The 21825-nt window shown below is 54.5% G+C and carries 19 protein-coding genes and 1 other RNA gene; 11 read left to right on the top strand and 9 right to left on the bottom strand.

The window, feature by feature from the left end; all coding sequences use genetic code 11:
* Window positions 1-182 precede the first annotated feature (182 nt).
* A complete protein-coding gene (locus N5098_RS13440; protein WP_267638391.1) occupies window positions 183-2576 on the bottom strand; it encodes an alkaline phosphatase PhoX in 2394 nt (797 codons plus the stop codon).
* Window positions 2577-2876: 300 nt separating this feature from the next.
* Between N5098_RS13440 and N5098_RS13435 the strand changes: the two genes are divergently transcribed.
* Window positions 2877-3302, top strand: a complete 426-nt coding sequence (locus N5098_RS13435) for a hypothetical protein (protein WP_267638390.1) — start codon at window positions 2877-2879, stop codon at window positions 3300-3302.
* A gap of 28 nt (window positions 3303-3330) precedes the next feature.
* On the opposite strand, the gene N5098_RS13430 is transcribed toward N5098_RS13435, so the two are convergent.
* The 4 genes from N5098_RS13430 to N5098_RS13415 form a co-directional block, all read right to left on the bottom strand.
* Complete coding sequence (locus tag N5098_RS13430) at window positions 3331-4359, bottom strand: LLM class flavin-dependent oxidoreductase (RefSeq protein WP_267638389.1); 1029 nt, start codon at window positions 4357-4359, stop codon at window positions 3331-3333.
* A gap of 93 nt (window positions 4360-4452) precedes the next feature.
* Window positions 4453-5763, bottom strand: a complete 1311-nt coding sequence (locus tag N5098_RS13425) for a D-arabinono-1,4-lactone oxidase (protein WP_267638388.1) — start codon at window positions 5761-5763, stop codon at window positions 4453-4455.
* Window positions 5760-7010: an alanine racemase gene (locus N5098_RS13420; protein WP_267638387.1), complete on the bottom strand. Its 1251-nt coding sequence runs from the start codon at window positions 7008-7010 to the stop codon at window positions 5760-5762. The genes N5098_RS13425 and N5098_RS13420 overlap by 4 nt, the downstream gene beginning before the upstream one ends.
* 242 nt (window positions 7011-7252) lie before the next feature.
* The gene (locus N5098_RS13415; protein WP_267638386.1) at window positions 7253-7720 is read right to left on the bottom strand and encodes a ferritin-like domain-containing protein; all 468 of its coding nucleotides are present in this window, start codon (window positions 7718-7720) and stop codon (window positions 7253-7255) included.
* Window positions 7721-7953: 233 nt separating this feature from the next.
* Here N5098_RS13415 and N5098_RS13410 point away from each other — a divergent pair, with 233 nt between their 5' ends.
* Window positions 7954-8187, top strand: coding sequence for a YgaP family membrane protein (locus N5098_RS13410; protein WP_267638385.1), 234 nt, complete (start codon window positions 7954-7956; stop codon window positions 8185-8187).
* Window positions 8188-8394: 207 nt separating this feature from the next.
* Here N5098_RS13410 and N5098_RS13405 read toward each other — a convergent pair whose 3' ends face one another.
* Entirely contained in the window at window positions 8395-10494 is a 2100-nt protein-coding gene (locus tag N5098_RS13405) for a DUF7282 domain-containing protein (protein WP_267638384.1), read from the bottom strand.
* A 141-nt stretch (window positions 10495-10635) separates the two neighbouring features.
* Complete coding sequence (locus N5098_RS13400) at window positions 10636-11799, bottom strand: hypothetical protein (protein ID WP_267638383.1); 1164 nt, start codon at window positions 11797-11799, stop codon at window positions 10636-10638.
* Between the two features lie 139 nt (window positions 11800-11938).
* Here N5098_RS13400 and N5098_RS13395 point away from each other — a divergent pair, with 139 nt between their 5' ends.
* Window positions 11939-12241 (top strand): DUF5785 family protein, encoded by a 303-nt coding sequence (locus tag N5098_RS13395; RefSeq protein ID WP_267638382.1) that lies wholly within the window; start codon window positions 11939-11941, stop codon window positions 12239-12241.
* Window positions 12242-12299: 58 nt separating this feature from the next.
* On the opposite strand, the gene N5098_RS13390 is transcribed toward N5098_RS13395, so the two are convergent.
* Window positions 12300-12659: a DUF5798 family protein gene (locus N5098_RS13390; RefSeq protein WP_267638381.1), complete on the bottom strand. Its 360-nt coding sequence runs from the start codon at window positions 12657-12659 to the stop codon at window positions 12300-12302.
* Between the two features lie 96 nt (window positions 12660-12755).
* Here N5098_RS13390 and ffs point away from each other — a divergent pair.
* The 8 genes from ffs to rnhB all read left to right on the top strand — a co-directional run bounded on the left by ffs (window position 12756) and on the right by rnhB (window position 21192).
* An RNA gene (ffs, locus tag N5098_RS13385) (signal recognition particle sRNA) lies at window positions 12756-13066 on the top strand.
* Window positions 13067-13157: 91 nt separating this feature from the next.
* Window positions 13158-14951 carry a PAS domain S-box protein gene (locus N5098_RS13380; RefSeq protein WP_267638380.1) on the top strand — a complete coding sequence of 598 codons (1794 nt, stop codon included), beginning with the start codon at window positions 13158-13160 and terminating at the stop codon, window positions 14949-14951.
* A 220-nt stretch (window positions 14952-15171) separates the two neighbouring features.
* The gene (gatC, locus tag N5098_RS13375; protein ID WP_267638379.1) at window positions 15172-15450 is read left to right on the top strand and encodes an Asp-tRNA(Asn)/Glu-tRNA(Gln) amidotransferase subunit GatC; all 279 of its coding nucleotides are present in this window, start codon (window positions 15172-15174) and stop codon (window positions 15448-15450) included.
* The gene (gene gatA, locus N5098_RS13370; protein WP_267638378.1) at window positions 15447-16721 is read left to right on the top strand and encodes an Asp-tRNA(Asn)/Glu-tRNA(Gln) amidotransferase subunit GatA; all 1275 of its coding nucleotides are present in this window, start codon (window positions 15447-15449) and stop codon (window positions 16719-16721) included. Before gatC ends, gatA begins: the two co-directional genes overlap by 4 nt.
* A gap of 39 nt (window positions 16722-16760) precedes the next feature.
* Complete coding sequence (locus N5098_RS13365; protein ID WP_267638377.1) at window positions 16761-17180, top strand: CBS domain-containing protein; 420 nt, start codon at window positions 16761-16763, stop codon at window positions 17178-17180.
* Between the two features lie 151 nt (window positions 17181-17331).
* The gene (locus tag N5098_RS13360) at window positions 17332-19824 is read left to right on the top strand and encodes a heavy metal translocating P-type ATPase (protein ID WP_267638376.1); all 2493 of its coding nucleotides are present in this window, start codon (window positions 17332-17334) and stop codon (window positions 19822-19824) included.
* A 46-nt stretch (window positions 19825-19870) separates the two neighbouring features.
* The gene (locus tag N5098_RS13355) at window positions 19871-20452 is read left to right on the top strand and encodes an NUDIX hydrolase (RefSeq protein WP_267638375.1); all 582 of its coding nucleotides are present in this window, start codon (window positions 19871-19873) and stop codon (window positions 20450-20452) included.
* A gap of 104 nt (window positions 20453-20556) precedes the next feature.
* The gene (gene rnhB, locus N5098_RS13350; protein ID WP_267638374.1) at window positions 20557-21192 is read left to right on the top strand and encodes a ribonuclease HII; all 636 of its coding nucleotides are present in this window, start codon (window positions 20557-20559) and stop codon (window positions 21190-21192) included.
* On the opposite strand, the gene N5098_RS13345 is transcribed toward rnhB, so the two are convergent.
* The gene (locus N5098_RS13345; protein ID WP_267638373.1) at window positions 21189-21734 is read right to left on the bottom strand and encodes a zinc-ribbon domain-containing protein; all 546 of its coding nucleotides are present in this window, start codon (window positions 21732-21734) and stop codon (window positions 21189-21191) included. The two genes, rnhB and N5098_RS13345, sit on opposite strands and share 4 nt — an antisense overlap.
* Between the last annotated feature and the right edge of the window lie 91 nt (window positions 21735-21825).

Raw genomic sequence — 21825 nt, 5'->3', positions numbered from 1 at the left:
AGGTCCACGCCGTCTCTATGAAAGAAGAGACACTTCGCAGTCTCTTGTGAAGTGTCGTCTGTCTGTACTGTTGTGTTGGTGTCTTCAGTCCGCCACCGGAACGGATACTCTCCGAAGAGAAAGTACATTCTAAAGAAGCGATAGTCTCAAAAAACGCCTTCTTTACCAGAGTCACGCGCCAGTTACTGCTCGGGCTTGTCGTCTACTTTGTCACTGAAGCGGTTTTTCAACAGATAGCCGACGCCGGCAACGCCTGCAACACCGCCGCCGATACCGAAGCCGGCACCATCATCGTCACTGCTTTCTGTTTTGTCGTTACTGGTAGTGCTTTCGGAATCGTCGTCTGAATCCCCGGAACTGTCTGTGGGTTCCTCGGAACTGTTGTCGCTCTCAGTGTCCGTTTCGGAACTGTTGTTGCCAGTGGCTGAGTCTGCTTCGCTGCTGTCATCGGTGTCAGAACTGTCGCTGCTGTCGTCGGTGTCTGAACTGTCGCTGCTTTCCTGTTTTTCTTGAGATGCAGACCCATCGGAGCCATCGGGTTGCGGTGGTTGATAGACGTACATTCCGTCATTCGGGTAGCTTCTGTTACCACCACGCCAGCCGTCTTCACAGCAGAGCACGCGGCCATCACGCATCGCGTAGACGTTGTCAACGTTTCGAAGACTGTTATCGACATCCGCCATTGCTTCTTCTTTGGTGAAGTCTGGCCCGACAATAATCGGTTCGAACCGGGAAACGTTGTAATCGGATTCGAGTTCTGCCCGGTAGACGACGCCGCCGTCAACCCGCTCTAGGGCGATGTCGCCACCATCGTTGGTTGGCCCGGCAAGGTTATCGTTAAACTCTGAGATGCCAAAGTAGATGTAGTCACCTGGCTTCGCGCCATCCGCACTGTCAACCCCTTCAGCCTTGTTGAATTCGATGGACGCGCCGGCTTCTTTGGCTGCGGCTCGCGTCTCTAGGAAGGGAATTTTACGTAGCTCTTCGTCGACGCCATCGGGGCCGTTTTCTTCCCACTGACGTGCCCATTCGAGAACAGCCTCACGAGGGATGTAATCCTGGTTGCCGTCCTCGATAACTGTTAGATCTGCCTGCTTGAGAACTTCTTCGGTAACGTCGTCACCTTCGCTCCAATCGGTGTGGCTTTCGAGATAGTCTACCTGTGTAACATCGTCGTATTCGGTGATCCAAGATTCGACCTCTTGGTTGCTCGCATGACCGAGCTTGATCCACTCAACTTCAAGCGGTACCTCGGCAGGAGATTTTCCAGAGGACGCTTCCTCGTTGGTGACACTGATAGCATACAGCGTTCCCGCAACATCCATCGGGTCATCATAGCTCGGGATTGGCTCGTCGGCGACAAACTTGTAGACTCCTTTGCTATCACCATCCGAACAGCCATACACTGTCTGTTCATCGGGAAGCAAATCAGGGGCCTCCCAGGCAGCTCGGCCCATCACATAATGTTTGACTGGGGTAATTTCGTCGGCAGGTGCCGCCGGGTCCTGAATTTCGACGTGGTATCCGTAGCGGTACGGGTTTGGATAGGCTTCGTTAATCGGGGTACGCGGGTTGTCATCTCCGGCTTGAACTGTCTCAGCGCCGAGGTAGTACGCAAGGTGTTCAACACCAACAAGATTCCAGTACCCTTGGACATACCAGCTGTCGACTTCATCGTAGGCGTTGACAGCGTCCTGAATGGTTACCGGGTTCGGGCGGTTCCAGAAGTGTGCTGCCGCGCTGAGTCCCGCTCCAGTGCCAGCCTCCTCGATGTCGCTGATGGTTTGTGTAAAACCCACTCTCGGATGACCGTAGTGCTCTTCTGAGGAAATCGGTGTCTCCCACGGACTCAGGTCGCCATAACAGTTGATGCGTGTGCCGCCTAACTTACGGAACTGCGTGGTATTGACCGTATTGATTGCGTTGTCGGCGTCTGCTTCCCATTTGCCGTCGTCGGTCCGTTCGACCGGTGTTCGCATGACGTTGCCCGGACTATTCTCGTCATTTGTAAAGAGAAATCCCTTCGTCTCCTCCTCATTTGTCGAAACAAAATGGTTAGCATCGGGATTATACCCGGATTCCCCATAGGTAGTGCCCGCGAAGCTATCCGCTGTAACGTCTCTCCCTTCTGGGGTCTGAGTAATGCCCCATCGCTCAGTCCCGCCATTGATTGGTTCGCCCTCTGTTATCAGGTACTCGAACTCAATGTTGGCGGCCCGGGGGTAGTCTTGTTCAGTCCCCTCTGGGGGTGAGGGTTCGGTAAAGTCCTCGTTCCCGCCATCGAAATCGAACTGAAAGTCCTTGTAGTAGCCGACACCTGCCTTGTCCCATGGGTCCGGGTTTTCCCGGCTTGGGTGTTGGACGCTGTGTAAGAGCGTGCCGTCATTGAATACAAACGGGCCGGTCATCTCTGCCCCGAACGCGGTTGTCGAGAAGCGTTTGATATCACCGACAACGGTCGGTGCCTGGGCCGTTAGCGTATCATCATCATCGGTCTCTCTGCCGCTCCGATCTTTCTGTGCCGTTGTGGCGCCAGTGGCACCCGCACCGACTGCGGCGGCCACTGAGACTTGCATCAAATTCCGTCTCGAGAGGTCCATGCGATTGAATAGAGCCAGTATCAGCTTAAAAAGGGCTTATAATAGGGCTATATCCCGGTACGCCAGTTAACTCTGAACCGTTTGGTTCTATACTGCTATATACCACCTCCGGCATGCCTACTATCTAACACTCTTTGTTGGCGATTGACTGACACGATCTAACTCTGCCTTCGCTCTATATATGTACACACACCCAACCAGAGAACTCTGTGTTGAATATGGTCTTACATAGTATTCATACACAAGTTCATATACTCGAAGAAGTCAGATGGATGTATGCCTACAGCTGAATCTGACACCGACAGTCAGGTCTTCCGGGAGTACCCCATGGACGTTTGCATTCTCGAATCTCTCGGGAGTGACGAGAAGAACTATTGGTTCGAAGCACCCAAACACGAAGGCATCAGCTTCTCGGACCCCGAAAAGGCTGAGCTGTACGTTGACATCTATTTCGATGTCAATGGCTTTGAAGAAGCGCGAACAGGCGAACGAGGGGTTCCACCGGTTATCATCCAGGCTGGCCGCGATACACTTGCTGCCTATTTTATGACGCAGCCATCTATCGACGAACAGTGGGTCGGGTCGTTCATGGGTGTCCAGCCCGGGAAAATCATCCGTTACGTCTCTCGTGTACAGAGCCGTGCTGAAAACATTCGAAGCCGGATTACCGATAAAGGCTTAGAACACGCACAGGTAGCGTGAGGACACAGACCCAACTCTGGCAGTGACCTTATCGCTCAGAGAGGCCAACACCCTCGGCCAGTAATTCGTGCGACTGGAGCGCGTCCTCGTGGTCGGCAACGACGTGTTGAATCATAACTTCGTCGACATTAACTCGGTCGGCAAGCTGTTCGAGGAGGCCAGCAACTGTTTCTGGACTTCCTGAAACCACTCGGGGCCACTCCGAATCACCAAGTTGTTCAGGTGTTGGTTCCGGCACCGAACCGAGTTCATCGATGGCCGCAGCAACCGATGACGGTGCCCCGATATCACCCCGTTGCATGCGTTTGTACGATGCCTTTGCAACCGCTCGAAGGCGCGCCGCTTTTTTATCAGTCTCTGCGCTGACCGCGTTCATTGCTATTATTCCGTTTGGTTCCTGACACCCTCCCGGAAGCGGCGACGCCTGGAATTCATCCCGGTACACCTCAAACGACCGTTCAGCAAGTTGCGGTCGGATAAAGGCAGCAAAACAGTAGCCCAATCCAAGATTGGCAGCAACTTTTGCACTCGACGGACTCGACCCAAGCACCCATGGAACAGGACGGTCGGCCCCTGAGTGGGGAACAGAAAGGTCGCTGTAAGCATGTTCCGCAGGGAACGCATCGTAAAGATGGTTGACGACAGCCTCGATTTTCTCGGCGTGGTCGTCGTCTGGGTTCTCGACCCGTCGATTCGTTCCAAGCGCACGGTCAGCCGCCGGTGAGCCGTTGGCCCGGCCAAGCCCCGCATCGATGCGGCCCGGTGCTAGCCCATCCAACGCTCCAAACTGCTCTGCGACTTTGAATGGACTGTAATGGTTCAGGAGCACTGCTCCTGTGCCAAGCCTGATGGTCGTTGTCTCGGCGGCGAGGTGACCCAACAGTACCTCCGGGGTTGTCCCCGCCAGTGTGTCGGCCATCCCGTGGTGTTCGGCAGCCCAAAACCGCGTATAACCAAGCGATTCAGCCTGCTGAGCGAGTTCGACGGTATTCGCGTACGCGTCAGCAGCAGTCCCGTCGCTTGGCACTGGTGAGAGAGCAACAGCGGAAAGTTTCATAGCTTCATTCCGGGATTCAAGCCCAAAATAGTTCGGCTCTCGTGGTTTCGGAGTAGAACCGCTCCCCGTTCAGGTCCTGGCTGTCTCTTGGTCTCATGCTGTTCCAAATATCTCGCTTAGATAAGAGTTGGTGAAGATGCCGTTGGGGTCACAGTCGTTTCGTACTGTCTGGAAGGACTCCCACTCCGGATAGCTGTTGGCAAGATACTCTGTGGTCTTTGTGTGTTCTTTGCCCCAGTGGGGACGTCCACTGTTTTCTGAGAACAGTCGCTCACAGAACTCGAAGTAGTTTGAGAGGTCCTTTTTATAATAAGCGTGGACGGCAATAAACCCAGTATCTCGACCGTAGGCAGGGCTGAGATAGGGTTCGTCGGCACCGACAAACCGACACTCAATCGGGAACTGGACTGGAAGAGTAGACTCTTCGATGTACGAACGCAACTCCCGGAACACGGTTGGTACGACAGCCGCAGGGAGACCATACTCCATCTCACGAAAACGCACTTCACGGTCGTTGGCAAGGATTTCGTGACTTGGACCGACCGCTGCTTTTTCCGATAGTGTCCGCGAAATAAGTCTGGTTCCGGTACGTGCCGTCTGGGGGAATCGGGTTCCAAGCTGACAAATCCCTTCCCATACGGCGTTCTCGACACGTGTTCCGACACTGTCGAGTGTCTCTGCAATCGCCCCGTCTGTCGAGGCAGGGCTCGTTCCGGGCGGCACCTCGTCAAATGTTTTGACAATCGCAGTGTCAGTATGTGGAAACCAGAAAAACTCCCAGCTTCGGTGGTCCTCGTGGAACTGCTCGATGTTGTCGAGAACCTCCGATACCGGCAAGCGATGGCGACGCAGACAGAGGTCATAGGCCGGCTGGACGTTGATTTTGTAAGCTGTAATGACGCCCAAGGCACCGAGTGACACTTGTGCAGCACGAAAGCGTTGTTCCTCATCTGGCTGAATCCACTCGACAGTTCCATCGGCTGTTACCAAGCGAATAGCCGTAATTTGGTTTGCCAACACACCGAACTGCAATCCAGTGCCGTGTGTTCCCGTCGAGAAAGCTCCTGCAGCGGTCTGGTGATCGATGTCGCCGAGGTTTGCGAGTGCAAGCCCACGCTCTCTGAGGTCGCTGTTCAGCATTGAGAGTGTCGTTCCTGCCTTGACTGTTACCTCCATGCTATTACGGTCCACATCGACAACTCCTGTATAGCGTTCAAGTGAGAGCAACTGGTCATTGCTGGGAACGACCGGTGTAAAGGAGTGACCGCTACCAGCGACCCGGACAGTATCTCCATTCTCTGTGGCCGTTGAGACAAGGGATTGGATTGCTGGTTCTGTTTCGGGCTGGCTGAACTGTTGTGGCGTTGCCGACACTGTTCCCGACCAGTTTTGCCAGCGCTTCATAAGAAACACCGTCCGTCGCCGCGGTATGTCGGGACTGTCTTGACAATTTCTCCCTCCGAGAGTACGTGCAGAGACTCGAACTGTTCACAGAGTTCACCCGCCTTCGCATGTCTAAAAAAGACCGGGTCGCCCGGTGACAGGGTGCCGTCGTACAGCACCGGTGTCTGGACCTCACCAGCTCCCTCTGAGTTGCGTAGTTCAACTCCCTCAGGGAACCACGGTGCCGGTTGCCGTCCCACGTCTGGTGGGCCGGATGCAATATATCCACCACCACGACAGGTGTAGATTCCGGAGTCTGGGTTACGGGCAACAGCAACCGCGAACCCAGCTGCAGGCTTGTGTTCAAACCGGTCATAGTAATCAAACAGTGCCGGGAAATAGAACCCAGAACCAACTGTTATCTCGGTTACAGTCGGGTCCTGTGTTGTAAACTCGATTGTGCCGGTTCCACCGCCGTTGACAAACTGCAGATCGTAGCCCGCGTCAACAACTGCCTCCACAATATCAACCCGACGGCGGCGGACAAGCTGGCGAGAACGACGTTTCAGCGCACGCAATACGGCGTTTTTGACTCGGCCATTCGCCGGCGACCGATCAGGAATCCCAGCAAGTTGTGCTTCATACCCCATCATCCCTGAGAGTGTGACGGAGGGAAGCGTGTCGATTGTCTCACACAAAGAGAGTGCAGCCTCAGCATCCCGGATGCCAGACCTGTAGACACCGAAATGCATTCCAAAATGTTTCGTCGATAAATCGATATCGATACAGAGTTCGAACGATGTGCCAAACGCTTCACCAAAATCAGACAGCCGTTTGACATGATCTTCTGAATCGACCATCACTGTGACGGTCGCACCTGCTTCATTTGCGTCACGAACTCCCGCAATCTCGCTCTTTTGATACACCGGATACGCTACCAGTAGGTCCTCGAAGCCGTATGCAGCCAGATACGCTGCCTCCCGCCCAGAGTAACACATTATTCCATCAAAACAGTCGCTTTCATCGAGAATTCGGTCGAGAACTGCCCGTGAACGGATTGATTTGCTAGCGATACGAACCTGTGTCCCGTCTGCACGGTCTTCGATAGAGTCGGCGTTAGATGACAGTCGATCTCTGTCAACGAATGCACACGGAAACTCTTGGTCAGCAAGTACCGACTTGTAATACTCGTAGTCTGCTGGCGTTCCTGTCTGTGTCAGCTCAGACTGTGTATTTTCTGTCTGCTCGGCTGTGTCTGTTGAGACCATGAACCAATGTCATCTGGCGATAACATAATAGTTGCTCCGGCCCCTCGAATAGAGGTGGAAAATAAGCTATGACGGGTGGATCAGTCGTGTTAAGATAAGAGTGAGGTGTCGTACTTTCCAGTGTTCTATGCCAGAATACGACCACCTCATCGAGTCTAGTGATTGGATTGATTTGGGCCTTCTCGTCAACCGCAAGCTAATCTACAGTAACCTGAACAGTGGATTCTATCTTCTGGCGAGGTTCAGTCGTTCTGATATTCTTTCTTGAAGCCACGGAACTCAGTCCGGTGGGCTTCTTCATCAGAGAGAATCGTTACTGCGAGGTCTTCAGTAACCGGGTCATTTGCTGCTTCGGCGGCGTCAACCAACCCGTTGTATGTCGCAACTGCATCTTCTTCGGCATCCAAGACGCCATTAATCACGGCGAGGACATCGGTTGAATCTTCTGGTGGCTGAAGCGAATCTTGGCGGGCGGTGAACTCCGATGACGCCGGTGGACGTGCGCCGAGTTGCTTGAGTCGCTGTCCGAGTTGTTCAGCGTGTGTCAACTCTTCTTGAATATCTTGTTGCAGACTTTCCTTGATTTCCTCGGCCCGAACGCCATCAAGCACGATAGCGTTCGTCTGATAATTCATTACGGTCTCCATCTCGTCAGCGTATGCTTCTCGAAGCAGGTCGACAACTTGCTGGGTGGAATCTGTGTCGTCCATCACGATTATTTGTACGGTCTCGATGCACAATAGCGTTGTGTTTCAACGTACATACTGGTACAAAAATAACAAAATATATTGCCAGACCAAGAGAAATATAGATGTGTGATATAGCGAATATAGCCATACAAACGCAATCATAGCTGCTTTTGTCCAATTCCTGTTTTTGAGAGATAGTCTTGTATTGTATACCCAATACAAAGGTATATATGGTCTTAGACCTAACATCACGTATGAGCCAAAACGTAGGTGCAACAGACAAACGTGTTAGAACCGGACTCGGTGCAGTTCTCGGAATCGGCGCTCTTGTGGCGCTCGCGGGAAGCTTCTCAGTTCCGATGATACTTGCTCCCATCTTCGGCATCATCTCGCTGGTTTTGCTCGTGACTGCGGCGACGGGAACGTGTGGGTTGTACTCTCTCATCGGCGTCGATACATGTTCAATGAACTCTGGCAGTCCCCGATAGCCAGCTACGGCTGTTTGTTTCTTGTCATTTAATCGATAATAGCGTTCGGTGAGGAACTCGGCTGCCGACCGTAATCGTGTGTTCGTCACGCGACGTTGATACTACTCCGTGTCCAGTCTGCCAGACGCGGTCTCAACAAACGATGTCTCCTTTTAGAACCCTCGTTAGAACGTATCGGGTAAATTCACACGATGTGGTCTTTAGATACTATGACTCGTCGTCAGCCTCGATGCCGAACCGCCGGTAGACGTAAGCGGCGACACCGCCGATTCCAGCGACACCGCCCACAGCGCCAAAGCCAGCCCCATCGTCATCTGAGCTTTCTGTATCGTCGCTCACCTCCCCATCCATGCCGTCATCGTCCATTCCACCATTGCTCATTCCATCGTCATCCATGCTGCCTGAGACCGTAACCGACGCATCATCGATGACGGCGTTGCCATCATCACCGAGGTACGGCCCATCTGCACCGCTCTCACTTTCGACAAAGTCGTACATCTTGTTCCCGTTTGTATCGCGGTGTGGCATCGCAATGAGCGTATCGTCGGCTGTCATCTCTTCGTCAAGGGGAATTTCGAGACTCTCGTAGCTTCCCGGTTCGAGATACTCCGAGACGCCAACCACACTCCCAACTGCATCACCATCAAGTAGGCTGCTGTCGTGGATAGTGACGAATCCACCATCTTCTAACTCTGTAGAGTCTACTATCACAGTCATTCCGTCAGTCTCTTGATCCGACAGAGAGACAGTTGCGCCTCCACGAACTGTCACCTCTGCCGAGTCGACGACTGCGTCTCCATCTGAAATATATGGCCCATCAGCACTGCCCTCAGTTTCGACGAAATCGTACATTTCGTTTCCGTTCGTATCACGGTGGGGCATTGCGATGAGCGTCTCGTCTTCGGTCACTGCCTCCTCAAGTGAAATTTCGAGAGCCTCATAGCTGCCTGGGTCCAGATACGCCGAAACACCGACCACGCTTCCGAGTGCGTCGCCATCGAGCAGTGTACTGTCGTGAACCGTGACGAATCCGCCATCCTCCAGGGTTGTAGACTCAACGACGACGGTGGTCCCGTCGGTTTGCTGGTCGGAGATAGTTACAGTGGCAGTCCCCTTGACCGTTACTGGGGCTGTGTCGGTGACGGCTCCCCCGCCGAACACGTACGGTCCATCGGCCCCTCCCTCAGTTTCGACGAAATCGTATGTTTCGGTTCCGTTCGTGTCACGGTGGGGCATTGCGATGAGCGTGTCATTCTCGGTCAACTCTTCGTCGAGCGAGACTTCGAGCGTTTCGTAGGACCCGCCATCGAGATAGGCAGAGACGCCGACAACGCTTCCGAGCGCGTCACCATCGAGCAAACTGCTGTCGTGAATGGTAACGAACCCGCCATCGTTGAGCCGCGCGAAGTCGACGACGACGGATCCACCCATCGTCATCTGGTCTGTCATCTGTACTGCGGCAGCACTCTCGACTTGGATAGCTGCATCGTCAGTGACTGCGCTGCCGTCTGTAGTGTAGGGACTGTCTGTCTCTCCGTTGCTCTCGACGAAGGTGTACGCCTCGTCCCCATCGGTGTCACGGTGAGCCATTGCGATGAGTGTCTCGTTCTCGACGAGTGGATCATCAAGCGGGACTGTTAGGTCCTCGTGAGACCCGGGGCCGAGATAGCTGGAGACGCCAACAACGCTGCCCAGAGCGTCCCCATCGAGCAGGCTGCTATCGTGGATGGTAACGAACCCGCCATCCGCAAGCTCAGTAGAATCAACACCGACAGCAGTTCCCGTTGTTGACTGGTCGGAAAAGCTGACTGTCGCTGTTGGCTCGCCTTCAGCTTGTGTTGTCTCGATACTGCCTGCCATCGAGCCATGGACCGTACAAGCATAGCTCGCCAGTTCAGCGGCGAGCTCGTTAGTGAGCGTGAACGAGACAGTTCCACCGTCGTCGACCCAGTCTGTCTCCGAGCGACCTTCGAACGACCCGTCCTCGCTCTGACTCAACAACGCGTCCCCCTCGCTGTCTCTGAATACAAGCGGGTGGGAACTGCCCCCGTTGTTGACGAACGTGTAACGGACTCCTTCACGGAGGGTCAACTCTGGGTTTTCCGTGCCGACAGCCCCCACAGTCTCGTCGCCTTCGACCCCAGTAATCTCCCAGGCAGTCACACTGACGTTGTCCAGTGTTATCTGAACACCTGCCTGCTGTTTCGATGCTGTGACGGTTCCGATACCGACTCCAACAGCGAGGCTTGTCCCAACTCCAGCGAGAAACCGTCTTCGAGGCGAGCTGTCAACTGGCAGATTTGACATACGAAGTATATGCCGTCCGGCTACTACTACACAGTACCTTCCTTGTTAGGGATTCGTGATAGTGTCGTGTTGGGTCCAGCTAATCGTACAAACTACATCTCGGAAGGTTCCGATAAAAAGTACACTCAGTCGAGAAAGCGGCTACGCAGTTGCATTCGCGGTAACCGATGTGCTTTGGATAGAAGCTCCTGTGCCGGTAAACAGACCTTCGAAGAGGCGTGACTCATCAAATGCTTCTACTGCGGTGGTGAGCTCTTCAGGGCCTGAACGAAACGCGATCGAGACACGGTTATCGTTTGATTCGACCGAGATCGTGTTGATGAGCCAAGCGGTAGGCTGCTCTTTAGGTGTCGGGTCCTCAACACCAGACTGCTTGCTCGTGTAGGTATCCGCAAGTTTGGTAAACGACTCGGCTTTTTCCGACGAATTCAACACCATATCAACTTCCATGTTCATCTCGTCATTTTTTGTGTGGTAACTCGACGTCACTGCTTTGAGTTCCGGGACCAACATTCCACCGAGTCCACCTTGTCCGGCAGCGATATCGCCGACCATGTTGGCCTGCTCGTCAGTTAGAGTGGCGGCGCTTTTGATGTAGCCATCGGTGACGCCCTCGAACGTACTCCGAAGTTCGTCGTTGATGCCGGGTGCATCACCTTGACGGGTATCGATTACGTCTTTGACGACGTTCTGTGTGCCAACTGCGAACGTCCCGTCTCCGAAGTCAGCTATCCACGAGGTGGTCTCGACATCGTCGGTCTCGCTGCTGTACACGGTCACACCGTTGTAGCTCTCTTCTTGAAGATCTTCGAAGTCGGCTTCGTCTTCCGAGACGGCTTCTGCTTCCTCAGCTGCCGAACGAATCTCGTCCCAGCTGAGATCACTTTTGACGATGACGCCACTGTAATCATCTGCCATCTCACCGCTCTGGGCGCCGGCGAACATCGTCATGCTGTGTACGTCTTCTACAGCAACACCAGTCTCGTTTTCGACCTCAGAGAGCATAGCGTCCCATGACTGGGGATCTTCAAACTCGTCATCTACTGTTGTTTCTGCCGTTGATAGCTCATCTACGAGTGACTCTGTCACTGAGTCAGTCAACACCGCAGTCTGCATATGCGAAACGCTGGTAGCCTGCTCAGGGATGCTGTCAAGCGGTGCTGAATCATCGGCAGCATCGCTGTCACCACCAACAAATCCGCTACAACCGGCAGTCAAAACAACGACTGCAAGCAACAACACTGCTACCCGTTGACGCGATAATTCAACGGCCGCAAAACTGTCGGGAAGTACCCTACGACTCATATATTGTGGGTACCGCAAAGAGAGGGAAATATTTTGTGTCTTGTTACATCTTATTGGTCGACACACATATCTTCAGTTCCAACGTGTGCTGTCAGCATGAGAGGGAATCATTTTTGTATGCTTCTCCAAATGTCCCAGTATGGACTGGCCACACGACCCGGATGGCGACAAAGGTAGCGAGGGTCGACGCAAATACGGGCACGCAGTACTGGCGAAAAAAGTTGACGAAGAAGAAGACTTCCCGTTTACTGCGAGCGAATACGTCGAACAGTACGGCGACCACCCGGTCCGAATCGATTACGACCGTGTCGTCAGCGTTGAAGATATCTTCGACGAGATTGACGAGAGTACTGAGTTTGAGGACTTCCCAGACTTCCATCGCGTGCTCGGCAGTGCCCTCAGAGACAAAGATTACTGGCCCTACCGACTTGAAAGCGCCTGAACGACAGGCAGCTTTTCTGGAGAACGTTACACGTCGGGTAAATTCGTCGGTTTCAGCGTTACTCGTCGCTTGCTGACGGTTTGCTTGTCGCCTTTTTTGCGAGATCGTCGGCCGGTTCGTCAGCTTCAGTGTCCGCTTCTGACTCTTGGGGCGGCTCTGGAAGGTCAGCCGACGCCAGCACTTCCTCGACATCGACCCCCTGCTGTTCAGCGAGTGATTCGAGGAGCACCCGCTGTTCAGCCAGTTCGTACTCAATGTCGCCGACTTGCTCTGTCGTCGTCTCCATATCGGACTGGAGCTGTTTCATCTGCTTCATCATCTCCTGCATCTGTTCCATTATCGCCTGCATCTTCTTGTACGACTCTTCGGCGATTTTTGTCACGCGCTGAACCTTCTTTGCGGTACCGCCAATATCCATACACTGTGGTATACGGGCTGTCTTGTTGGGTGTTACGGAGGCTTCCCGGAAGCGAACCAGTCCGAAAGCCCCTTATGGGGGACACGAATTAGGATAATATGGACTAGGTCGGGCGGTTAGGCCCCGCTCGTATCCCACAAGTGGCCTTAAGTGGGGACCGAATTCCGGGTGCGTGCGGTAGACGGCCGTGGGCCCCGCAAGCCAACGTCGAAGCCTCGTCCTTCGGGGATGGAGGTCCACACGACTGTACCTGCAGGGGTGCAGGCGCGTGGTTAACCGGGGGCAGTCCGCCAGGCGCGGAAGCGAGCAGCGGACCGCCGGACATCCGTCGCTCGACGGGTCGCGGGGTGGAGGAGGCACGCGGGATTACCTGCGGTCGAACGCCGTGCAATCTTGGGTGTCCGTTCATTCATACCGTATCACAGCATTCTGTCAGTGACAACAATCTCGTTGAATTCCTAGACCGAATGTTAATGTTCACGTATCAGTAAGCGATGCATGATGACATCCATCCCGGATGATATTGGCGACTCTCTGGTTCTTAACAGTCTCCAAGAGCCTGTCTTTGTCGTCGATGCTGACGGGAATATTGTCTTTCTTAACGAACGGCTGAGCAATGTTACCGCATACTCTCCTGAACAGCTTGAAAACATCTCACAGCTTGCAGAGTTTCTTGATGTCGGTTTTCTCTCTCTCCGTGATGGTATTCAAGAGGTTTTGGCCGGCGAAGCCACTGACCGTCGCGTCGAAATAACGATGCAAAACCTCAAATCAGCACAGGACGAGGGGACAATTCACGTCGAAGCACGAATCACACCTCTTGACGATGACGGCATGCCTGCCGGTGCCATTGTGGTGTTACGCGATATTAATACACGCAAGCAAATGGAGAAAACGCTCCGAGAACGCGAGCAGCGGTTCCGGACGATGTTTGAGTCCCACAGTGCACCGATGTTACTTATCGAACCAGATTCGGGTCAGATACTCAATGCAAACGAGGCTGCGACGGTGTTCTATGGCTACGGGGCCGAGAAGTTGACCAGCATGCGGGTCCAGGAGATAAACAGGCTTTCGGAAAAAGAAGTAGCACGCAAACGAGAACGTGCAAATAAAGAAAACCGGAATCACTTCGAATTCGAACATCTCTTGGCTTCCGGTGACGTTCGGACGGTTGAAGTATACACCACACCGATCGAAATCGACGGCAAAGAGCTGCTATTTTCTATTATCCACGACATTTCTGACCGGAAACAGTCTGAGCACGAACTCGAACTGTACAGAGAAGCCGTGTCACAGACAGGCCACTCTGTACTTATCACCGATGAGGAGGGTATCATCGAGTTCGTGAATCCGGCATTCGAGGCTGATACCGGGTATAGCCAAGAGGAGGCAATTGGCAAGACACCAGCCATCCTCAAATCGAACAAACAGAGTCAAGCATTTTATGCTGACCTTTGGAACACAATCCTTGCCGGCGATGTTTGGGAAGCTGAACTCGTCAACCGTAGCAAGTCGGGCCAACTCTACTACGTCGAGCAGACGATTGCCCCGATTACCGACGAGGACGGCAAAATAACAAACTTTGTCGCTGTCCAGTCAGACATTACTGAACGGAAACTACGTGAGAAGCGATTGTCCGACCTGAACCGTATCTTGCGACACAACCTCCGTAACGCCCTGACGGCAATCGAGGGGTACACACGGACGCTTCTCAAAGAGGTAGACGAACCTCAGCAACACAAACTCAAACGGATACTCGCTCAGGCGGAGACGCTTGCAGACACGAGTGAGAAAATAACCACCGTCCGCCAATCTCTCAACGACAGATACGACATCGACGTGACCTGCAACGTCGGCGCAGTGTTATCTGAACAGGTCGCCGAATTCGAAGACAGCTATCCAGAGGCGTCTATCGAAGTAGATGCTGAGTCAGCCGAACTTGACCTCGATGCAGCAACTCTTGGAACGCTGTTGCGTGAACTCATCGACAACGCGATTACGCACAACGACCGTGAGAACCCCTGTGTTACTGTGACTGTCGAAACGCCAACACGACCCTCAGAGCCAATCAAAGTCCATGTCGCCGATAATGGTCCGGGGGTCCCAGAGCAAGAGCGAACAGCAGTTGAGGTCGGCACAGATGACCCGTTGATACACAGCAGCGGCATCGGTTTGGCTCACGTTCACTGGCTCGTCATCAACTACGGTGGTGACGTAGAGATAAGAGACAACGAACCTCGCGGCACTATTGTCACATTGTCACTTCCGCCCGGAGAACAATCACAGTCGTGATGTCCTGAGTAGGCAGTCTGCTGTCGGAGTGTGGCTGTTTGGTATGTTGTGCTGTTCGACAGCCTCTCGAACCAGAATCGAAACCGTATGGTGATAACGATACTGAACTGTTCGGAGCCGGTGTGTTTACTCAGCCAGTGCACTGACTAAGATGGGGGCACCAGCGTCTACTCGGTGTTGCATCGAAACGCTTACCGCCCACACAACACTCCAATCAGGCATGAGCGACACCCCCGTCGATACCGACGAGGTCGAACATATCGCCCAGTTGGCGCGTATCGACCTCGACGAGGACGAACGCGAACTGTTCGCTGAGCAGTTCGGTGACATCCTTTCGTCGTTCGAAGCACTCGACGACGTGCCGGAAGTCGAGCGCGAACCCGAACTGACGAACGTGATGCGTCCGGACGAGATTGCTGAAAGCTTCGACCGCGAGGATGCATTGGCAAACGCCCCGGAGACTGAAGACGACCAGTTCAAAGGCCCAAACGTCTCATGAGCTACAACGGCTACATTACCGAAACGAGAATCGACGGCAGCGACGACGGCCCACTCGCTGGCCGAAGTATCGCTGTCAAGGATAACATCTCCACAGAAGGCGTCCCGACGACGTGTGGGTCGGCGATGCTCGAATCCTACGTTCCCCCGTTCGACGCGACTGTTGTCGAACGTCTCAAGCAAGCGGGCGCGACAATCCCCGGAAAAACCAACATGGACGAATTCGGCATGGGAACAACAACGGAAACATCTGCTTTCGGCGCGACCGAAAACCCCGTGGCCCAAGGGCACGTCCCTGGTGGCTCCTCTGGTGGGTCCGCTGCAGTCGTCGCAGCGGGTGATGCGGATATGGCTCTTGGCACCGATACTGGCGGCTCAGTCCGCTGTCCCGCGGCGTTTTGTGGCGTCGTTGGACTTAAACCAACCTACGGACTCGTCTCGCGGTACGGGCTGGTCGCGTACGCGAACAGTCTTGAGCAGATTGGCCCAATCGCCCCATCCGTCGAGGAGGCTGCCGAGTTGCTTGACGTAATTGCTGGCCCCGACGAGCGCGACGCAACGACACGAGACGCTACTGAACACGGGGAAACTGCGTACGCTGCTGCCGCTGATGGTGATGTAGACGGAATGGATATCGGCATCCCGACAGAGCTTGTCGAGGGTGCTGATAAAGCAGTCCGTGAGCAGTTCTGGCGTGCCATCGACGAACTCGAAGCGGAGGGGGCAAGCTATCACGAGGTGAGTTTGCCGAGTGTTGAACACGCTGTCGAGGCTTACTACGTGATTGCAATGAGTGAAGCATCATCGAATCTTGCGCGGTTCGATGGTGTCCGGTACGGCGTCTCCGGTGGCTACGATGGCAACTGGAACGAAACCTTCGCTACAGCTCGCGAAGAGGGGTTCGGACCGGAAGTCAAACGCCGGGTCCTGCTCGGAACGTATGCCCTTTCGGCGGGATATCACGACAAGTACTACAAGAAAGCCCAAGATGCCCGAGCGTGGGTCAAACAGGACTTCGACGAGGCACTTGAGGAGGCGGACGTGCTTGCCTCGCCGACGATGCCTGTCCCGCCGTTTGAACGCGGCGAGAGTCTCGATGACCCGCTCAAGATGTATCTCGCAGACGCGAACACGACACCAGTCAATCTCGCGAACCTGCCCGCTATCTCCGTGCCTGCCGGCGAAACCGACGACGGACTGCCAGTCGGCATGCAGTTCGTCGGCCCTGCTTTCGGCGAGACAGACATTATTCGTGCCGGAAGCGCCCTCTAAGGCCGGAACTATCACGTACCTCCGGGAATAATTCAGTGTATGCAGGTTGCGGAAATTATGTCCTCCCCACCCGTCACAGTTGGGCCTGACACAACGCTTCGAGAGGCGAGTGGCGTAATGCTCGAAGAACACGTTGGGAGTACTCTTGTTGTTGATAACGCACTCGTGGGAATCCTCACACGCTCGGACGTACTCAGGGCGACCTATGCCATGGGAGAGTCGCTTGCTGAGCTTCCTGTCGCGCGTGGAATGAGCGAAGATGTGGTGACAACTGCCCCTGAAACGTCGATACGACACGCGCTGGAACTGATGAAAGCTGAACACATAAAAAAGCTCCCGCTGATTGAGGATTTCGAACTTGTCGGTATCGTCACGGCGACAGATATCGCCGTTCACCAACCGAAACGGGTACAGGAAGTAAAGTCTGCAATAGGGCGGCAGGATAATTGGACTGACTGAGGAGGTTGGTCTTGTGAGAGTTTTTGTAGGGCTGGGGCTGTAACCGACAGGATATTTGCTGTGGATTCCATAGACCGCGCTAACGACGCCGTTTCGGACTGGCTATCAGCCTGCTACGATTGGCAGTACCACGGATAAACTCAGTTCACCCATGCCCGATTCCAACACATGCACACTCTGTGAGCTTCCGGTGGCAAGCCCTCCTGTAGAAAATGCCGCTGGTGAGCAGTTTTGTTGTCGTGGCTGTCGAGGTGTCCACGAGACGCTGGCGGAACGGGACAACATTTCCCCAGATGCTGCTCCCGAAGAAATCCGGGACTCGCTTGATGAGGACGACGACGTTCCGGAGGCGTACGAGACGACGTTTCTCCGCATTGATGGAATGCACTGTACGACCTGTGAAACCTTTATCGAGCAGCGTGCAGGCAACCGAGAGAACGTAGGCGCGGTCGATGCTAGCTACATCACGGACACAGTTCGAATTGATCATGACCCCGATGAGGTCGACGAGGGGACGCTCAGAGATGACCTCACGGGGATGGGATACAGCGCATATGCTCGTGACGACCCACTTGGGGAACGGCAAGCCAAAGACGATATCCTCATGCGACTTGTTGTCGGCGTTCTCTTTGGGATGATGGTGATGATGCAGTATCTGGCCGTTGTTTATCCCACATACTTCGATAATGGACTCTACTATCCGCCGGGCCAAGCCGAAATGTTACAGGAGATGCTTGCTGCAACTACAGCCTCCTATTTTTTCATCGTGATGGGAATCTTGACTAGTATTGTCTTCTTCTATACCGGTGGCCCCATTCTAAAAGGTGCGTATGTCAGTCTGAAGATGCGACAGCCAAACATGGACCTACTCGTCGCCTTGGCTGCCGGCGCGGCGTGGGTCTACAGTACGCTTGCGATCTTCCTTGGCGAGTCACACATCTACTACGACGTAACGGTCGGCGTTGTTGTCGTCGTCACTGCAGGCAGTTACTACGAAAACGAAATCAAAACAAAAGCGACAGAGAAGTTGGCTGACCTGACCGAAGCTCAGGTCGATGAGGCACGACGTTACAACGGCTCGGACACAACCGAGACCGTTCCGATTGATTCTCTGACGGCTGGTGAGAGGGTCCTCGTCCGTAAAGGCGAGCGGATTCCTGTCGATGGGACGGTTACAGAGGGAACAGGGACCGTCGACGAGGCGGTTGTCACCGGAGAATCCCGGCCAGTCCCAAAGCGTGAGACAGACACAGTTGTTGGTGGCTCGTTGCTGGCCGATGGGTCCCTTGTTGTCGCCGTTGATGAGGGCAGCGAAAGCAGTATCGAACGAATCACTGACATGGTGTGGGACTTACAGAGCGCGAACCACGGTATTCAGCAACTTGCTGACCGACTGGCAACTGTCTTCGTACCGACCGTCTTCACACTTGGGATTGTCACCGGTCTCGTCCACTTTTTGTTACTCGGGGCTGGTTTCTCCGAGACGATGCTTCTAGCACTTACCGTGTTTATTGTCTCCTGCCCCTGTGCGCTTGGGTTGGCGACACCGCTTGCTATCGCGACAAGTATTCGAGAGGCACTCGAACGCGGTATCGTTGTCTTCGACGAGACGATTTTCGAGCGACTCCGAGATGTTGACCTGGTTGTCTTCGACAAGACGGGAACGCTCACGACCGGCGACATGGAAGTTCTCGATGCCACAGGAGACAAGAAAACATTCGAGCGAGCCGCGCTCCTTGAAGCGCGCTCTTCACACCCAATTGCAACAGCAATTACCGATGCGTACGATATACAGCCAACTGACAGTAAGGCCAACACGGATGCTGTCGCATCGGACGGCGGTGTTGTCGACCAGTCAGGGGACGCCGTCGAGGGGTCACTGGAGAGTAAAGCCGACACTGACAGCCGTGTCTCGTCGTTCGAAAGCTACGCAACGGGGGTTGGTGGGACTGTTGACGGGCAAACAGTTCTGGTTGGCAACCCGTCGTTATTTGCAGCACAAGACTGGTCTGTACCGTCGGCGTACGAATCGACCGTAGAGCGTGCACACGATGAAGGGAATGTCCCGGTCATCGTCGGAGAAAATGGGGAGGCAACCGGCATCGTGGTTGTCGGTGATAACCCCAGAGAGGGGTGGGACGAGACAGTCGACCGCCTCAGTGCCCGGGATATTGAAGTTGCAATTCTGACCGGAGACAACGAGCGTGCCGCTTCGACGTATGGTGAGCATTCCGGGGTTGACCACGTCTTCGCTGGTGTCCCACCGGAAGCAAAAGCCGAGACAGTCCGACAGTTCGGCGCAGGTAAACAGACTGTGATGGTTGGTGACGGGACAAACGACGCACCTGCGCTCGCACAGGCCGACCTCGGCATCGCGCTTGGCAGCGGAACGGCTCTCGCTGCCGATGCCGCCGATGCAGCTATCGTCACCGACGACCTCGATTCGCTCGAAACGGTGTTTGAGCTGGCAACGGCAGCAGACAGCCGCGTGAAACAGAACATCGGCTGGGCGCTGTGTTACAACGCAGTCGCGATACCGCTGGCCGCAACCGGCCACATCAACCCACTGTTCGCCGCGGCGGCGATGGCAGCCAGCAGTCTGCTCGTCGTGACCAACTCCTCGCGGTCGCTTCTTCCCGAGTAACCAAATCGATACTTTGTTACAATCGACGGTCTTCAGTGTGAGCCCGATGGTCGAGCATATCAACAAGGGCACTGTCGAGTCTCGGTTCGAACGTCTCGACAAGAGGTACGGAATCGACTATCAGGAGGCGGAGACGGTCACTGTTGACCCGGGCGATTTCGAGGAGGAGAGACGGAAGTCACGGAACGGGTATATTGGAAGCAGTTACGTCTGGATTGTCCGGCAGCCCGAACAGGCGAATCCGCTGACAGAGTCGATGTCTGACGACGTTCACGTACAGCAGCGTGTTCTGATGATACTAGGCCGGGGCGGGACCGCTTGGGGAATCCCCGGCGGAGGTCGTAAGCAGGATGAGACCTTCGAAGAGGCTGCTCTCCGGGAAGTCCGCGAGGAAACCAGTATCGAGTGTACAATCGAGGACTGCTTTGGAACTAGACACGAGCGTCGAACGAGTCCAGACCACGACGCGGTGTTACACAACCTCCGTGTCGTCTTCGAGGGAGAGTATGCAGGGGGGTCAATCAGTGTCCAACCCGGGGAGTTGAACGGGGCGGCCTGGCGCGTACGACGCCCCCAGCTGGTCCATCCCCTCGCAAGACCAGTGGCAGCGGAGTGGTTTGAAGCGTAAAACTGCTCCCCCGGACCGTTCCAGGCTGTTCGGACTGCCAACCGTCTGACGGCTGTCAGATATTCAGGCAAGGTTTATTATCGGGTAAGTCCCCAAAGTAGTGTATGCAGATTGGCGTCGACGAGGCAGGCAAGGGACCGGTGCTCGGCTCGATGTTCGTCGCGGCCGTGCGAGCGGACCCAGAGAACATCCCGGCAGACGTCGACGACTCCAAGCGGCTTCCGCCGACTCGGCGCGAGGAACTAGCCGAACAGCTCCGCAAACAGGCCGACGCTATCTCAGTCGCCGAGATTCCGGTTGACCGCATTGACGACTCCGACACTGACATGAACGGGCTAACTGTCGCTGGACACGCGAAAGCGCTTGATGGCGTCGCAGACGGTGACTGTGACTGTTATCTCGATGCCGGCGATACCAACGCTGTTCGGTTTGAACGCCGGGTTGGAAGCCGCGTCAACCCGACTATCGATATCCGGGCTGAACACGGTGCAGACGAGGAGTATCCAATCGTCGGAGCGGCAAGTATTATCGCCAAATCAGCCAGAGAAGACCACGTTTCATCGCTCAAAGCCGAGTTTGGCTCCGTCGGCAGCGGGTACCCCGGCGACGACACAACGAGGACGTTCTTGCGGGAGTTCGTCAAAGAGCGGGGACAGCTCCCGGCCTGTGCACGAAAATCTTGGCAGACAAGCCGTGATATTCTCGGTGAAATAGACCAGGCCGCCCTCACTGATTTCTAATCGATAACGGAAATGAGCCCGTATATCCCGAAGGCAGTAAGTAACATGAGAAAGAGGCTCTGTGCTAACAAGAACCCGACGACTCCCGCCGCAACGAGTACCCAGAAATACCGCTTTTTGAGAGTTCCTCCATGATAGAAGTAGGCAGTCACTCCAGTTACTGCCACCGAGATACCGACACTGAACGAACCAGCCATCACCAACGTCTCAGAACTAATTTGCTCACCGATTCCAAAATCTTCTTGAGCCATTTCGGCGAGAGTATCAGCAAATAAGATCTGTGCACCCCCTTCGAATAGGCCGATGACTGACAGTGCGATGACGGCACCGAGTAACAGTTTGTGGTCTGCTGGACGCGGCCCAGTTTGCGTTGGCTCGTCAACTGGATACTTCCACTCCTCGCTGTCTTCGTGTGTATGATTGTTCCCGGATGAGTGGACAGTTGTCGCCTCTCTGTGCTCATCGGATACAGCAGTTCCACATTCCGGACAGAAATTCCCGTCCGCCGGAACCTCCGTCCCACAGTCCGGGCACTGTTTCATATCTACTCTATCGATTGACCGGAACTAAAATCCACTGTTAGGTTATTGAACTTTTCTTTCCAAAGTCTTGTCTCGATTTTGCTTTTGAAAG

This window comes from Halovenus rubra, from assembly GCF_026586665.1.
Classification (GTDB): domain Archaea; phylum Halobacteriota; class Halobacteria; order Halobacteriales; family Haloarculaceae; genus Halovenus; species Halovenus rubra.
This window is presented reverse-complemented; position numbering and strand designations above follow the sequence as displayed.

Bases quoted from the DNA above. Each gene is read 5' to 3' on its own strand.
- N5098_RS13440 (WP_267638391.1), bottom strand. From the start codon at position 2,576: ATGCAAGTCTCAGTGGCCGCCGCAGTCGGTGCGGGTGCCACTGGCGCC.
- N5098_RS13435 (WP_267638390.1), top strand. From the start codon at position 2,877: ATGCCTACAGCTGAATCTGACACCGACAGTCAGGTCTTCCGGGAGTAC.
- N5098_RS13430 (WP_267638389.1), bottom strand. From the start codon at position 4,359: ATGAAACTTTCCGCTGTTGCTCTCTCACCAGTGCCAAGCGACGGGACT.
- N5098_RS13425 (WP_267638388.1), bottom strand. From the start codon at position 5,763: ATGAAGCGCTGGCAAAACTGGTCGGGAACAGTGTCGGCAACGCCACAA.
- N5098_RS13420 (WP_267638387.1), bottom strand. From the start codon at position 7,010: ATGGTCTCAACAGACACAGCCGAGCAGACAGAAAATACACAGTCTGAG.
- N5098_RS13415 (WP_267638386.1), bottom strand. From the start codon at position 7,720: ATGGACGACACAGATTCCACCCAGCAAGTTGTCGACCTGCTTCGAGAA.
- N5098_RS13410 (WP_267638385.1), top strand. From the start codon at position 7,954: ATGAGCCAAAACGTAGGTGCAACAGACAAACGTGTTAGAACCGGACTC.
- N5098_RS13405 (WP_267638384.1), bottom strand. From the start codon at position 10,494: ATGTCAAATCTGCCAGTTGACAGCTCGCCTCGAAGACGGTTTCTCGCT.
- N5098_RS13400 (WP_267638383.1), bottom strand. From the start codon at position 11,799: ATGAGTCGTAGGGTACTTCCCGACAGTTTTGCGGCCGTTGAATTATCG.
- N5098_RS13395 (WP_267638382.1), top strand. From the start codon at position 11,939: ATGGACTGGCCACACGACCCGGATGGCGACAAAGGTAGCGAGGGTCGA.
- N5098_RS13390 (WP_267638381.1), bottom strand. From the start codon at position 12,659: ATGGATATTGGCGGTACCGCAAAGAAGGTTCAGCGCGTGACAAAAATC.
- N5098_RS13380 (WP_267638380.1), top strand. From the start codon at position 13,158: ATGATGACATCCATCCCGGATGATATTGGCGACTCTCTGGTTCTTAAC.
- gatC (WP_267638379.1), top strand. From the start codon at position 15,172: ATGAGCGACACCCCCGTCGATACCGACGAGGTCGAACATATCGCCCAG.
- gatA (WP_267638378.1), top strand. From the start codon at position 15,447: ATGAGCTACAACGGCTACATTACCGAAACGAGAATCGACGGCAGCGAC.
- N5098_RS13365 (WP_267638377.1), top strand. From the start codon at position 16,761: ATGCAGGTTGCGGAAATTATGTCCTCCCCACCCGTCACAGTTGGGCCT.
- N5098_RS13360 (WP_267638376.1), top strand. From the start codon at position 17,332: ATGCCCGATTCCAACACATGCACACTCTGTGAGCTTCCGGTGGCAAGC.
- N5098_RS13355 (WP_267638375.1), top strand. From the start codon at position 19,871: ATGGTCGAGCATATCAACAAGGGCACTGTCGAGTCTCGGTTCGAACGT.
- rnhB (WP_267638374.1), top strand. From the start codon at position 20,557: ATGCAGATTGGCGTCGACGAGGCAGGCAAGGGACCGGTGCTCGGCTCG.
- N5098_RS13345 (WP_267638373.1), bottom strand. From the start codon at position 21,734: ATGAAACAGTGCCCGGACTGTGGGACGGAGGTTCCGGCGGACGGGAAT.